This window comes from Halorarius halobius, assembly GCF_024298865.1.
GTDB lineage: Archaea > Halobacteriota > Halobacteria > Halobacteriales > Haloarculaceae > Halorarius > Halorarius halobius.
This window is the reverse complement of the sequence record NZ_CP101161.1, coordinates 3,109,182-3,123,071: the sequence shown is the minus strand read 5'-3', so window position 1 is coordinate 3,123,071 and position 13,890 is coordinate 3,109,182. Positions and strand designations below refer to the sequence as shown.

Annotated in this window: 9 protein-coding genes; 3 read left to right on the top strand and 6 right to left on the bottom strand. The window is 68.3% G+C overall.

The window, feature by feature from the left end; all coding sequences use genetic code 11:
• Nucleotide 1 precedes the first annotated feature (1 nt).
• The 3 genes from NL112_RS16705 to NL112_RS16695 form a co-directional block, all read right to left on the bottom strand.
• Nucleotides 2-3,199 (bottom strand): DUF7282 domain-containing protein, encoded by a 3,198-nt coding sequence (locus NL112_RS16705; protein ID WP_255149987.1) that lies wholly within the window; start codon nt 3,197-3,199, stop codon nt 2-4.
• 11 nt (nt 3,200-3,210) lie between these two features.
• A complete protein-coding gene (locus NL112_RS16700; RefSeq protein WP_255149986.1) occupies nt 3,211-5,031 on the bottom strand; it encodes an ABC transporter substrate-binding protein in 1,821 nt (606 codons plus the stop codon).
• Nucleotides 5,032-5,420: 389 nt separating this feature from the next.
• The gene (locus NL112_RS16695; protein WP_255149985.1) at nt 5,421-7,148 is read right to left on the bottom strand and encodes a P-loop NTPase family protein; all 1,728 of its coding nucleotides are present in this window, start codon (nt 7,146-7,148) and stop codon (nt 5,421-5,423) included.
• Nucleotides 7,149-7,290: 142 nt separating this feature from the next.
• Between NL112_RS16695 and NL112_RS16690 the strand changes: the two genes are divergently transcribed.
• Nucleotides 7,291-8,238, top strand: coding sequence for a transcription initiation factor IIB (locus NL112_RS16690; protein ID WP_255149984.1), 948 nt, complete (start codon nt 7,291-7,293; stop codon nt 8,236-8,238).
• A 74-nt stretch (nt 8,239-8,312) separates the two neighbouring features.
• Complete coding sequence (locus NL112_RS16685; protein WP_255149983.1) at nt 8,313-9,899, top strand: succinic semialdehyde dehydrogenase; 1,587 nt, start codon at nt 8,313-8,315, stop codon at nt 9,897-9,899.
• Between the two features lie 116 nt (nt 9,900-10,015).
• Here the strand turns inward: NL112_RS16685 and NL112_RS16680 are convergent, their stop codons facing one another.
• Complete coding sequence (locus NL112_RS16680) at nt 10,016-11,449, bottom strand: CHRD domain-containing protein (protein WP_255149982.1); 1,434 nt, start codon at nt 11,447-11,449, stop codon at nt 10,016-10,018.
• Nucleotides 11,450-11,648: 199 nt separating this feature from the next.
• Nucleotides 11,649-12,518 (bottom strand): class I SAM-dependent methyltransferase, encoded by an 870-nt coding sequence (locus NL112_RS16675; RefSeq protein WP_255149981.1) that lies wholly within the window; start codon nt 12,516-12,518, stop codon nt 11,649-11,651.
• Between the two features lie 92 nt (nt 12,519-12,610).
• On the opposite strand from NL112_RS16675, the gene NL112_RS16670 reads away from it, so the two are divergent.
• On the top strand, nt 12,611-13,027 hold the full coding sequence (locus tag NL112_RS16670; RefSeq protein WP_255149980.1) for a GIY-YIG nuclease family protein: 417 nt from the start codon (nt 12,611-12,613) through the stop codon (nt 13,025-13,027).
• Here the strand turns inward: NL112_RS16670 and NL112_RS16665 are convergent.
• On the bottom strand, nt 13,000-13,845 hold the full coding sequence (locus NL112_RS16665) for a DMT family transporter (RefSeq protein WP_255152616.1): 846 nt from the start codon (nt 13,843-13,845) through the stop codon (nt 13,000-13,002). The genes NL112_RS16670 and NL112_RS16665 overlap by 28 nt on opposite strands.
• Nucleotides 13,846-13,890 lie beyond the last annotated feature (45 nt).

Below are 13,890 nucleotides of genomic sequence, written 5' to 3'. Positions count from 1 at the left end.
GTTAGCTACTGCTGCTGTTGGTTGTCGCCTGGTCGTTCCAGTTCGTCCCGAGGATGGTCGCGTCGAAGATGTCGACCACCCCGTCGTTGTTCTGGTCGGCCGCGTCCGAGTAGCCGGGGTCGCCGCGCTGGGTGTTCCACGAGGTCCCCACCTCCGTGGCGTCGAAGATGTCGACCACCCCGTCGCCGTTGGCGTCACCGGCGGTGTACACCGGGAACTCCAGCGTGACGCTGGCTTCCGCGCCACGGTCGTCCGTGGCGACGGCCACCACCGTCGCATTGACGTAGGCACTGCCGTTCCACGTCGAGAATCTCGGCGTCGCCCGGAGCGTCGGTTCACAGGAGGCCGAGCCACAGGTGGCGTTGGTGATGACGGAGCCATCGGCCGACTCCAGGGTCACGTTGCTGACCACGCCGTCGGAGTCGTTCGCTACGGTGTCGACGACGACCGGCTGGCCCTCGTTGGGCACCGTCGAGACGAGCGTGGCCGCCAACTCCGGCGGCAGGCTCTCGGGCACCAACACGGACGCGTCGTACGCCGTCGTATCCAGTTCGTTGGCCTCCTCGTCGGACACCTTGACAGTGGTGAGCGCCAGCGGCGAGGTGACGCCGCGGGTCGCGTTCGCGTCGACGCGGAACGTGACCGTTGCGACGACGCCAGTCCCGGAGATGGGTTCCTGGGTGTTCTGCCGAGAGACGCCGAAGTTCAGCGTCCCGTTGCGGTTGTCGATACCGGTGCCGTACGCCGTGGTCGTCGCGCCGTCGCTCCCGAGGAACGGCCCCTTGCTCACGTCGGTGGCGTTCAACAGCGACTCGTTGAACGCGAGGGTGAACTCCTCGCCGTACACCCCCAGCGAGTTCGTGTTCGTGGCGATGTCGACGGTGAACGTCTCGCCCGGCTGGGCGCTCGTGCCCTCGGGGAGGACGCCCACCTCGACGGCCGGCGAGGGAACCACGACCGGCGCGCTCGGCGCGTTCGTCACCGCGTACGCGAGACCGTCCTCGCGTGTGACGCTCGTAGCTTCGGCGGTCAGCGACGTGCTCCCTGGCTCCGCGCCTTCGAGGGTCACGCCCGCGATGCCGAACGTCCCGTTGTCGGGCGTACTCATCCCGTCGGCGCGGATGGTGAACGTCTCGACGCCGTTGGCCGTCCCGTTCGTCCGCGTCAGGTTGTCGGGCGAGCCCGTGACGTTGCCGCCGATGACGTCCGCGACGGTGGCGTTCTCGACCGTGAACGTCACGTTCACCGCACCGACGCCGCCGGTGACGTTCTCCGCGACGAGGAGATAGGAGTTCTCCCCGCCCAGCGGCGTCTCCTCCTTCTCGACGGTCAACGACAGCGAGAGGCTCGGCCGCGTCACGTCGAACTCGCCGCCGGACACCTCGTTGACGCCGTACTCGAGCCCGCGCTCGTCGGCGACTGTCTCGACCGTCGGCTCGAACGTGCCGGTGCCGGTGTCGTTACCCCGCACCACGATGGTGGCGACCGTCGAGCGGTCGAACGCCTCCACCGGCCGGTCGAGCCCCGCGGCCCTGAGCTGGAGCCCGTTGGGGGTCAGCTCTGCCGACGTGTGGTCGGCGTCGGGGAACCGCACGTCGACCAGTTCGACCGGCGGGCCGTTCGTCGGCGCCACCGTGATGTTGTACGCACCCACGCCGGCGCTGGCGTTCAGCACCTCGACGCGGTAGGCGACGGTGTCGCCGACCTCGAACTGCTGGGCGGCCGGCGTCAGTTGGACCGAGACGGCGCCCGGTTCGTTCGAGAGGTCGACCGTGGCCGACGCGGAGTCGACCACGACGTTCCCCGCACTGTCGGTGTACGGGCCGTCATCGGCGCCGTCGGTCCTGACGAAGTCGTACCGTTGGTCGTCGTCGGTGTCGCGGTGCGGCATGGCCAGCACCGTCTGGTTCGCCGACATCGGGTCGTCCAGTCGCACCGTCACGTTCGTGTGACTCCCCGCCGTCAGGTAGTCGGACGCGCCCCGGACGGAATCGAACGTCTCACCCTGCAGTAGGGAGGTGTCGTGAATCACGACGAACCCGCCCGCGGGCACGGTCGTCGATTCGACGACCAGCGAGGTGCCGTCGGTCGTCTGGTTGCGGATGGACACCGTCGCGTTGTCGGTCGGGCTCGGGGAGCTGGTGCCGTTGACCTCGAGCGGACGGGTCGACCCGAAGTAGAACCCGTCTTCGGGGTGGGTGAAGAACGCCCCGGCCTCGTAGGTGTCGTTGGCCAGCGACGACACGTCGAGCGTCCCCCGGAACGCGTCGACCGTCGCGTTGTACGACAGTTCGGCGCTGACGTTGTGGGTGAACACCGAGTACTGGACCATCGACTGCTTCGGGAGGCCGTCGCGGCCGACCGACACGAGGACGGTCCCCTCGGTCGAGTTCTGCTGGAAAGCCCCCCGGTAGTCGACCGGGTGGATCGCCGCGTTCCCGGTGGACGCGACGGGCGTTCCGTTCTTGACGAACGTCACCGTCAGATTCGAATACGGCTCGGCAAACGTCGCGAAACTCCCGTTTATCGCCGCCGGGATGTCGGTGCTCGTGCCGTTCTCCTCGCGCTCGATACTGGGCGCGGTGTCGGCGGTGCCGTTGCCCGTCACGACCTCCAGTTCGAGCGCCGTCGTCGCGGAGACGTTGATGCGCTGTTCCGGAATTACCTGAACTACCGACCCGGTGTCGGCGTTCTCGATGACGAACCCGTCGTCGCCCGTCCCCTCGATGACGACGGACCGGTTGAACGTGACCCGCGGTTCGCGGGTCGAACCCCGGTTCTCGAAGCCGCCGGTCGTGGAGACGGTGTCGTCGTGAGCGAGGCCGAGCGGTCCGGCGCTACCACCCCCACCACCGCCAGACGTAGGGGTCGGTGTCGCATCCGGCGTCGGTGTCGGCGTTGCCGTCTCGTTCGGTATCGGCGTCGAATCCGGCGTCGGCGTCTGGTCTGGTGTCGATGTTGGTGTGTCGGTGGGCGTTGGCGTACCCGTTGGTGTGTCGGTGGGCGTTGGCGTACCCGTTGGTGTCTGGTCTGCCGTCGGAGTCGGTGTGCCCGTCGGCGTCGTCGTCGTGTTCACGGCCGCGTTGGTCGTCGTCGCCGCGCCGAACCCCACGCCGGCGAACGCCGCACTCACCACGAGTGCGGCCGCAACCACCACTACCGTCAGTACCTCGGTCGAATCTGTGGCTGTGTTTCGCATTCGAAATCCCCCTATTTGTTCTCCGTTTCGTGTTTCAGCGCCTGCACGTCGGCGACGTTCACCTCGCCGTTCCCGTTGAAATCGTACTTCGACGGGTCGTCGAACTGGTCGGTCTCGTGGAACAGGACCTCGGCGTCGTCCTCGTCGATGCGGCCGTCACCGTCGATGTCCTCGAACTTCCCGTCGCCGTCGGGGTCGGTGGGCGAGCCGTCCGGCCCCCTGTCCGTGTTCAGCGTGACCGAGTTGTACTTCTGGCCGGCCGGTCCGAGGGCTCCGAACAGCGGGATGTCCACCCCGTCGTAGTAGAACCGCTCGTTGACCCCGTGGAACATCGGCAGGACGATCATGTCGGCCCAGTTGGCTTCCTCCATCGTCACCGCCGCGCTGGCGCGGCTGTCTGCCGCGCCGCTCGTCGGCTCCGTGTTCGACTGTATCGTCTCGAACGCCGTCGTGGCGTCCTGTTTCGCCTGGGTGCTCAGGTCGTCCCAGTTGGTGTAGGTGAGCGCCCCGTCGCCGTCGTCGGTGTCGGTCCGCGGCGGATAGACGAGTTGAACTACGTTCTGTGGGGCGGGATAGTCGGTGATCCACCCGAGCGTGTACACCTCCAGGTTCCCGTTGCGTCCCCGTTCGAGCAGGTCGCCGAACGATAACTCCTCGATGGAGACGTCGATGTACGCGTCCGCGGCGACCGTCTGGAGGTTGCTCGCGAACTGGCTCCACCGCTGGCTGTTGTAGTGTGAGAACGTCAGGCTGAACTGGTTGCCCGACCCGTAGCCGGCGTTCTCCATCACCTGCTGTGCGGAGGTGATGTCGCTCGTCCCGTAGCCGTACGGGTAGTCGTTCGACGCGTGGCTCTCGTACTGCGAGGGGCCGCCCGGGTAGATGGCCGGTGGCGTCAGATGGTACGCCGGGTCGGCGCGGCCGTTGAACTCGGTTGCGGCCACGGCGTCCTGGTTGACCAGATACGCGAGCGCTTTCCTGACCGGTGCGGGGACGCTCTGGGTGTTCATCCCGAGATAGAACACCGACAGCGCGGTCACGCGCTGGTAGTTGACGGTGTCGCCGTTCTCCAGGGGGCCGTACGACCCCGTCTTGCGTCCCTTCGAGTCGGTGTTAGTCACCGACACATTCGTCGGGTCGTAGTACGCGTTCGGGACGTCGAACACCTCCACGTCCCGGTCGTTGATGACCGTCCAGCGGTCCTCCTGTTCGGGTTCCTCGCTCCAGTAGAGGGTGTCGACCGACGGGACGGTCCCGTGGTAGTTCGAGTACGCGTTGGCGACTACCTCCGCGCTTTCGTACCGGTGGTCGAGTTCGAACGGGCCGGCACCGACCACGCTCTCGGTTGCGAACTCCTCGTAGCTCATCCGCCCCTGGTAGCCGTCGATGTCGCCCACGATGCCTTCGGGAACGACGCTCAGGAACGGGTGTGCGAGAATCTCCTCGACCGCGTAGAACGGCTGTTCGAGGTCGAACTCGACCGTGTACGTGCCCGACGCGCGAACGGCGAGCGACCCGGGTTCGTAGTTCCCGTTGCTGTCCGTCGAGTGCTGGACTCCAAGCAGGTCCAGCAGGAACCACGCACCGTCCGAGTTGGACGACTGCACGGCTCGCTCCCACGAGTAGACCACGTCCGAGGCCGTCACCTCCGTCCCGTCGTGGAACGAGACGCCCTGTTTCAGGCCCACCGTGTACGTCAGGTAGTCGTTACTGACGGTGATGGTGTCGGCCAACAGGTTGGTCACGTTCGCCGGCTCCCCGTTCTCGTAGTTGGTCAGCCCGTCGTGTAACTGCTGGTGGACCTCTATCGTGCTGTCCGCGTCAGCCTGCACAGGGTCGAGAAGTGGAACCTCCCGGACGAACAGGTTCAACGTCCCCCCGCTCGTCTGTGTGGTGCCCGTCGCCCCCGCCCCGTCGTCGGGTCCCGTTTTCGTTTGCCGCCCCAAACACCCCGCGACACTCGCCGCCGCTGCGCCCGTCGCCGTGAGGAATCCACGGCGGCACAGCGGCTGTCTGCCGCCTGTCATACGTCAACATGAACGACAGTACAGCCCGTCAAGTAATTTGGGATTGTATCAGGTAGGAAGATATTACTCAAGAAGAACGTGTATTTTTAGATACGACAATATCGTGAGTAATAATACATTACCGACGACTACGTTTCCGAATCGGTCGGAAACTGCACTCACTTGTCGGATTTCGTACCAGAATTCCGGGTGAGCTACTCGCTCCACCGCGCGTCGGCCAGCGTCCGCTGGACCATCTCCTGTCCGACCGCGCCCGCGAGATGTTCGTAGCCGGCTCGCTCACTCTTGTCCGAGGCCTCCGCGACCAGTCGCGAGACGATGAACTCCGGCGTCGACTTTCCGAGTTGGCCGAACCGTGGCTGGTAGTCGACCTCCAGTTCCAGTTCCGGCGTCAGTCCCTCGGCGAAGATGCCGTCGACCCGCGCGGCGTCCGGCAACGGTTCGAGGTCCTCCGCGAGATGAGTGACGAACGCCCCGAGCGCCTCGCGTTCGACGGTGAGCGTGACGAGTCCGTGGAGGAGGTCCGCCGCACGCCCGGGTTCGGTGATTGCCTCGAACTCGTCGACGAGCATCAGCGTCCGCCCCTCGCGGGTGACCGGGGGGACGACCGACTGCAACGTCGACTCCAGCACGCCGGCGTTGAACGAGGCGTGTCGACGGTGGAACACGACCGAGTCCACGAGCCCCACGTCCGCCTCCTCGGCCGGGACTGGTAGCCCCATCAGCACGAGCAGTTGCACCTGACACAGCGTCTCCAGGAGCGTGGTCTTCCCGCCGGAGTTCGCGCCAGTGAGCACCGCGACCCGGTCGTCGTCTGGCACTTCCTCGAGCGAGTGGTCGCCGACGGCGTAGTCGATGGGCTGGACCGACTCGCCGGTCTCCAGCAAGTCGAGGTTGCGAGCCCCGCGGACCGCCAGGGCGTCGCCGTCGGTCAGGGTGGGCCGCACCAGGTCGTAGGCGTCGGTGAACCGCGCGAGCGACACACGGACGGCGAGTTCCTCGACGACCTCGACGCTCCGGTCGACGGACTCGCGTTCGGCGTCCACCGTCTTCCGGAGCCGTTCGGCGACGGCACGTTCCCGCTCGTCGACGCGCCCCCGAAGGTCGGTCGCCAGCGCCCGCAACGACTCGGTGACGAACGCCTCCGCGTCGACGGCGTCGGCGGCGACGCTCTCCCGGAGTTCGCTCTCCGGCAGGCCGGTCTCCCCGCTGACGTGCCGCAGGAACGTATCGCGGAACTCCGAGGCGTCACGCGCGTCGCTCTTGACGGTCTCCAGCACGTCTCCCGGGTCAGCGGCCATATCCTCGATGGCGCCGAGCGCCCCGCGCAGTCGGTCGAGCGAGTCGTCCGCGCCTTCGCCGAGACGGTCGCCCCGGAGCGCGCGGAGGGCGACCGCGGCGTCGGCCAGCGCGTCGGCATCGAGTTCCGCGACCGGCCGGAACGCGCCCGAGTCGACGCCCGTCTCCGCGAGCGCGATGGCCGTCTCGACCGCGCCGAGTTCGCCGCTTTCGCCCTCCTCGAACGCGTCGAGCACCGCCCCGCGGGTCGTGTCGTCGAGCGCGCGCCAGGACTCGGTGGCCTCCTGTACGTCGTCGAGGCGACGCTGGATAGCTTCACGTGAGGTAAGCGGCGTCAGCACGCGAATGCGGTCGGCCGCGCGCTCGGTGACGGCGTACCCTTCGGCCAGCGTCAGCAGGTCGCGGTACACCTCGCGTGCGTCGCCGGTCGCCAGCACGTCGAGGCCTGCGCCGCCGTTCGCGCGCCGGAGGATGCGCGTCGCCCGTCCCGGCGCCAGTCCCGCGTCGACCAAGGCCCGGGAATCCGCCGACTCGATGGCCTCGACGGCCGTTTCGACCCCGAGTTCTTCCTCCAACAGGGCGGCCGTCTTCGGGCCGACACCCCAGTACTCCTGCAGTCGCATACCGGTACTGCCGCGGGCCGCTCCTTAGGCGTTTCTCGCCGCGTTCGGCGGCCGTCGCGGGGATTCCGCGTCGGGACGCAAGCCGCGAAAGCCTCCGTGAGCAAAGGATTTATATCTCGCGTGACTCCAGTATAAAAGCGTAATGCCAGGGCCCACACGTCAGCGAGAGCGCGCTGCCGAATCCGAGAAAGAGGAGGAACAGGCCGGCTGTCCCGAGTGCGAGTCCGATTCACTCGTGAAGACGGGCGACGGAGAGCTGATGTGTGACGACTGCGGTCTCATACTCGAGGAGGAAAACATCGACCGCGGGCCGGAGTGGCGCGCGTTCAACCACTCCGAACGTCAGTCCAAGTCGCGGGTCGGCGCGCCGACGACCCAGACGATGCACGACAAGGGGCTGACGACCCAAATAGACTGGAAGGACAAGGACGCCTACGGGCGCTCGATTTCCTCGGAGAAACGGAGCCAGATGCACCGCCTGCGCAAGTGGCAGGAGCGCATCCGCACGAAGGACGCCGGCGAGCGCAACCTCCAGTTCGCGCTCTCGGAAATCGACCGCATGTCCTCCGCGCTGGGCGTGCCGCGCTCGGTACGCGAGGTGGCGTCGGTCATCTATCGCCGGGCACTCAAGGAGGACCTGATTCGCGGCCGTTCCATCGAGGGCGTCGCCACCTCCGCGCTGTACGCGGCGTGTCGCCAGGAGGGTATCCCCCGCTCGCTCGACGAGGTCGCCGAAGTCGCCCGCGTCGAACAGAAGGAAATCGGCCGCACCTACCGCTACATCGCACAGGAACTGTCGCTCGGTCTCGAACCGGTCGACCCCGTCCAGTACGTCCCCCGCTTCTGCTCGGAACTCGGCCTCTCGGAGGAGGTCGAACAGAAGACCCGCGAGATAATCGAAGTCACCGCCGAGAAGGGGATGCTGTCGGGCAAGTCGCCGACCGGCTACGCCGCCGCGGCCATCTACGCCGCCTCCCTGCTGTGTAACGAGAAGAAGACCCAGCGCGAGGTCGCCGACGTCGCGCAGGTCACCGAGGTCACCATCCGCAACCGCTACCAGGAGCAGATCGAAGCGCTCGACATCCACTGACGCCGCCGCTCCCCTTTTAACGACCCCGCAAACACGCCCGTAGCGTTTTACCCGTCGGAGTGCTGTCTCCGGGCATGACAGTATCAGAGAGCGGCACGTCCGCGCTGGACGTCGACACCGACGACGAGCGGGTCGCGGGGCTCGTCGACCTCGTGACCGTCGCTGACGGGACGACCGACACCATCCCCGTCGAGGCGCCGTTCGACGGCGAGCAGGTCGGCGCGATTCCCGCGTGCGGCGAGGCCGACGTCGACGTGGCCGTCGAACGCGCCCGCGAGGCACAGCAGTCGTGGGCCGACCGCTCCATCGCGGAGCGCGAGGAGGTGTTGAGCCGGTTTCAGGACCTCGTGCTCGACCGGCAGAGCGAACTGCTCGACGTCGTCCAGTTGGAAACGGGGAAGGCGCGCCGCACCGCCTTCGAGGAGGTGCAGTCGTGTGCGCTGACGGCCGGCTACTACTCGCATCGCGGCGAGCGGTTCCTCGGCCGCGAGAAGCGAAAGGGCGTCGTCCCCGGCATGACGCAGGTGGAGGTGAACCACACGCCGGTCGGCGTCGCCGGTCTCATCTCGCCGTGGAACTACCCGTTCGAACTCGCGCTGTCGGACGCGCTCCCCGCCCTGCTTGCAGGTAACGCGGTCGTCCTCAAGCCGGCCGAACAGACCTCCTTCACCGCGCTGAAGGGGAAGCAACTGCTGGAGGAGGCGGGCCTCCCGGCCGACCTGTTCCAGGTCGTGACGGGCCGTGGGCCGGACGTCGGCCCCGCGATGACCGACCGCGTCGACTACGTCGGCTTCACCGGGTCGACCGAGACCGGCCGCATCGTCGGCGAGCAGGCCGGCCGCAACCTCCTGAAGTACTCGCTGGAACTCGGGGGGAAGAACCCCGCGCTTGTGTTCCCGGATGCCGACCTCGACCGCGCGGTCGAGGGGCTGGTCCACGGCTCGTTCTCGAACGCCGGCCAACTGTGCATCTCCATCGAGCGGTGTTACGTCCACGAGGACGTCTACGACGAGTTCCTCGAGCGGTTCGTCGCCGCCACCGAGAACGTGGAACTCGGAACGGGCTACGACTTCGAGGCGGAAGTCGGCTCGCTCGTCTCCGAGGAACAACTGGAGAAGGTGACCGAGCACGTCGAGGACGCGAAGGCCCGCGGCGCGACGGTCCACACCGGCGGCGAGCCGCGCCCGGACGTCGGCCCGTACTTCTTCGAGCCGACGATACTCACGGACGTGGAGATGGACATGGACCTCTGCTGTGAGGAGACGTTCGGCCCCGTCGTCTCCGTCTACCCCTTCTCCGACACCGACGAGGCCATCGCGGAGGCCAACGACACCGACTACGGGCTCAACGCCTCCGTCTGGACCGGCGACACCGAGTTCGGCCGCGAGGTCGCCCGACAGATACGCGCCGGGACCGTCAACGTCAACGAGGCGTACGCGGCGGCCTACTCCAGCATCGACGCACCGATGGGCGGGATGAAGGACTCCGGGGTCGGCCGTCGACACGGCCCCGAGGGGGTCAAGAAGTACACCGAACCCCAGACGGTCGCCGTCCAGAAGGGCCAGGGGATGGCCCCGCCCGACGGCGTCCCCTACTGGCTGTACGCGAAAGTGACGACCGGCGCGCTCAAACTGTTCGACAAGGTGCCCGGCCTGCGGTGAGGCGACGGGGAGTCGGGAGCGCCGGACCCGTTCTCCCGGCGGCCACCAGCCTGCCGGTGTCGTGGTTCGGCCCTCGATGCTGGCCGGCCGACAGTCTCGATTTCGGTGTCCGCGGGCTACGGCTCCGGTGACTCCACCGGTTGGTCCGTCGCCGTCCCGGTTCCACTGTCCGTCCCGGTGGACGTCTCCTCCGCGGGAGTTCCGTCCGCCGAGTCGTCGACCGCCTGTAACTGCCCGCGGACCTCGCCAGCCGGGTTCGCCACGGTGTGGACGTTCACGTAGAGGTCGCCGGGCGTGTCGAACACGGTAGGGTCGATGTCATCGATGGTCCCCTCGATGGTGAGGACCTCGTCGCCGGTCGCGGACCGTGGCTCCCCGCTACCGGATCCGTCCACATTTTCCGTGTATTCGACGAGGGTGTAGAGGATGGGGCCGTTCTCCCCGGCCCGCCCGTCGTGAATGTGCGCCTGTGTCACGTCCTGGATGCTGCTGATGCGCAATGCGTAGTCGAGAGCGCCCGCCGAGGTAACCGTGAACGTGCCGTTCCCCGACGCGTCCGTCTCGACTGGGGGAACCACGTTCCCGCCCGAGAGCGCCGTCAAAATCTGTCTCTGTGTCGGCTCCTCTCCGGGCGTCTCTTCGTCCTGAATTCCCCGCGTCTCCGACGAGAGTTCGTTCCAGGCGACGCTACCTGCAGTCACGATGCGCTGCACGTCCAGCGCGGGGTCGTCGAACACGCGCTGTGCGGCCTCGGTCGGCGGGAATTCGGGGAGTTCGAAGCCGTTCCCGTCGGCGGGCGTTCCCGTCGCGGTCCCATCCTGGGCCGGCGTCGGCGACGTCCCCGCGTCCGTGGTTCTCCCGGTCCCGGGGGTCCCCGTGGCTGTTCCGTTCGGTGACTCGACCTGCTGATTGATAGTCGCGCCGCTCTCGCCGTCTGTCGTGGCTCGCGACGTGCCAGTCCCCTCGCCGGCCGCCGTCCCCGTGCCGACGGTGGCCGGGCTGGGAGATGCCTCCGCCTCTCCCACCACCAGCCGCATAACCATCCCGAACACTTCGTGCGGGAGACAGTAGGCGTCGTACACGCCCGGTTCGTCGAACCGATACAGCCAGTACGCCCCGTCTGTCGCCAGTAGCGGCGAGGAGAACGGCGGGACGTTCTCCGGAACGCGGCGCTCCCGCTCGAGCGCCGGGTGGTACGCCGTCACCGAGTGAGCCCCCAAGGCGCTGTCGAACCGGACCACGTCGCCCGGTTCGATTGCGAGGCCGACCGGGTCGAACACGAACTCGGGTTCCTCGCGCCCCTCGACCGGGCGTATCTCCAGCGCCACCTGGTGGTCGGGCTCGACGGGCGGTTCGGTCTCCGGCGACAGCGCCGCGAACCCGTAGGTGTCGTCGAGTTCGTCCGGCGGCTCCTGTTGCTGTCGGGCGCTGACGCCGAACGCGCCGATGCTCGCTACCGTACCGGTCAGCGCGGCCGCGCCGAGAACCGTCCGGCGCGTAGTTCCGGTGCCGTCGCCGTCGTTCGCCTCTCCGCGTGTGTCGTTCGCCATCTGTAACACCCCTCGACGGGTCCACGTCTCGGAGGATAAACCGCCGAGACCTTCCAGAAACGTATAGGAACGCTATCCCCCGTCCCTCCCCTTTCCGGCCGTGGGCTCCCCACCAGTGACGGGCTTACCGGCGCGACCTGCCCGGCCGCCGCCGGGCTTACTGTCCGGTGGGGCGGGCCTATCTCGGAGTTTTCGGGGCTTACTTCGGTGTCCAGCAGACCGCGAGCATGTGCGCGGAGTGGTCGACGACGTGTCGGTCCTCGCGGACCTGCGCGAGCGCCTCGCGGATGGCCTCGCGGTCCGCCGCCGACAGCGCGTCCAGGTCCTCGCGGCGCTGGGAGAACGGCCCTTCGAGTGCCGCGAGCGTCGCCACGTCGAGACCCGCGTCGGCCAGCAGACGCTCGAACTCGTCGGCGCGGAACAGATGCATCTGCTGGACGGTTGGCTCGCGGTCGTGTCGCTCCAGCAGATCGGCGTCGTAGTCGCCCGAGCGGACGAGGTCGGGGAGCAGTTCCGTCTCGTCGTGTTCCGGTGGGAGCGTGCCGGCGTGGCGCATCATCCGCGTGACACTGGCCATCAGCCCCATCACCGAGACGAATACGGGGCCGCCGGGTCGCGTGACCCGGCGGAGTTCCGCGACGCTCGCCCGCCGTTCGTCGGCGTCGAGGACGTGCGAGAGCGCGCCGCCGAGACACAGCGCCGCGTCGACCGCGTCGTCGTCGGCCGCGAGGTCGCGGACGTCGCCCACCTCGGCGGTCACCCGGTCGTCGACACCGTGGTCGGCGGCCTTCTCGCGGGCGAGTTCCACCTGTCGCTGGCTCACGTCGACCAGTCGGACGTCGTGGCCGCGCTCGGCCAGCCAGACGGCGTATCGGCCCGCGCCGCCGCCCACGTCGAGAACCCGCCCTTCGTCGGGCAGATGTCGGTCGAGATACTCGACGGTGGCCTCCCACTCCAGCCGGTGGTGGAAGTCGCGGTCCAGCCGCTCCCACTCGCGTTCGCCGTACTCGTCGTAGAACGCCGCCACGTCGAGCGGCGGCGTCTCGGTCCCGGAGGGCTCGTCGGTCATATCGGTGGGTGTCGTCGGGTCACCCTCAAGATTCCGGAGCGGCAGGCTGGCCTGTCCGACATCACTTTGCTCGGTGGCCCGAACGGACGGGCGTGAACGGCGGCATCTACACGTTGCTCGTCGAACTCGACCGTCCCGTCACGCTGGAGGTGGGCGCGCTCGGACGCCACGCGTTGCCCGCGGGCTGGTACGCCTACACCGGGAGCGCGCTCGGGTCGGGCGGCTTCTCGCGGGTCGAGCGTCACCGCGATCTCGCGGCCGGCGACGGCGACACGCGCCACTGGCACGTCGACTACCTGCTTTGCCACGGCGCGATGCGACTCGCCGACGACGTACGGACGCCCGTCGACGCCGAGTGTGAGGTCGCCCGGGCACTTCCAGAGGGTCCCGTCGAGGGGTTCGGCGCTTCAGACTGCGACTGCCGGAGCCACCTCGCGTACGCCCCCGACCGCGCGGCGCTTGAGGCGGCCGTGACCGACGCTCACCGCCGTGCGGAGGAGGTGACGTAGATGCCCGACAGCACGACCGCACCGCCGAGTATCGTGATGGCGGCGGGCACCTCCCCCAGTATCACCAGCGCGAGCAGGGTACTGCCGACGGGTTCGCCCACGAGCGAGACGCTGACGACGGCGCTCTCGACGTGTTCGAGCGCCCAGTTGATGACCGTGTGGCCCATCACGCCCGGGCCGAGCGCCATCCCGAGGAACAGCAACCACTCGTGGGGCGGGTAGTGGACCACCGGGTCGCCGAGCGCCAGCACGTACGCCAGGAGTGCGGCCGCACACACCGAGTAGACGACGGTGACGTACGGGAGGAGCGCGACCCGCTGGCGGACCGACCGCCCGGCGAGCACGTACGCACCCGCCAACACCGCGCCCGCCAGCGCGAGCAAGTTGCCGACCAGCGGCGCGGGGGCGGCGCCCTGCTCGGCGCCGACGGACATCAGCGCCGCGCCGCCGAGCGCGACGCCGATGCCGGCCATCGTCCGCCGGTTCAGCGGTTCGTCGAGCAACAGCGCCGCGCCGACGGCGACGAACGCCGGCTGAGTGGTGACGAGCGTCACGCTCGCGGCCACCGTCGTCCGGTCGACCGACTCGAACCACGTCACGAAGTGCGCGGCGAGCGCGACGCCGGCAAGCACCGCCGACAGCGCGTCACGACGGCCCAGCCGCGCGAGCGACGTGCGCCGTCGGACAGCCAGCGGCGACAACAGCAGGATGGTGAACGTCACCCGCCAGAACGCCATCGGCCCCTTCGGCGCGTCCGAGAGGCGGATGAGGATGGCGCTCGTCGAGACGGCCGCGACGGCGACCGCCAGGGCGGCCATCGGGGGCGTCCGGTCGGCGAGGCGGTCCAACAGCGACACATCCGA

Bases quoted from the DNA above. Each gene is read 5' to 3' on its own strand.
- NL112_RS16705 (WP_255149987.1), bottom strand. From the start codon at position 3,199: ATGCGAAACACAGCCACAGATTCGACCGAGGTACTGACGGTAGTGGTG.
- NL112_RS16695 (WP_255149985.1), bottom strand. From the start codon at position 7,148: ATGCGACTGCAGGAGTACTGGGGTGTCGGCCCGAAGACGGCCGCCCTG.
- NL112_RS16690 (WP_255149984.1), top strand. From the start codon at position 7,291: ATGCCAGGGCCCACACGTCAGCGAGAGCGCGCTGCCGAATCCGAGAAA.
- NL112_RS16685 (WP_255149983.1), top strand. From the start codon at position 8,313: ATGACAGTATCAGAGAGCGGCACGTCCGCGCTGGACGTCGACACCGAC.
- NL112_RS16680 (WP_255149982.1), bottom strand. From the start codon at position 11,449: ATGGCGAACGACACACGCGGAGAGGCGAACGACGGCGACGGCACCGGA.
- NL112_RS16675 (WP_255149981.1), bottom strand. From the start codon at position 12,518: ATGACCGACGAGCCCTCCGGGACCGAGACGCCGCCGCTCGACGTGGCG.
- NL112_RS16665 (WP_255152616.1), bottom strand. From the start codon at position 13,845: ATGGCCGCCCTGGCGGTCGCCGTCGCGGCCGTCTCGACGAGCGCCATC.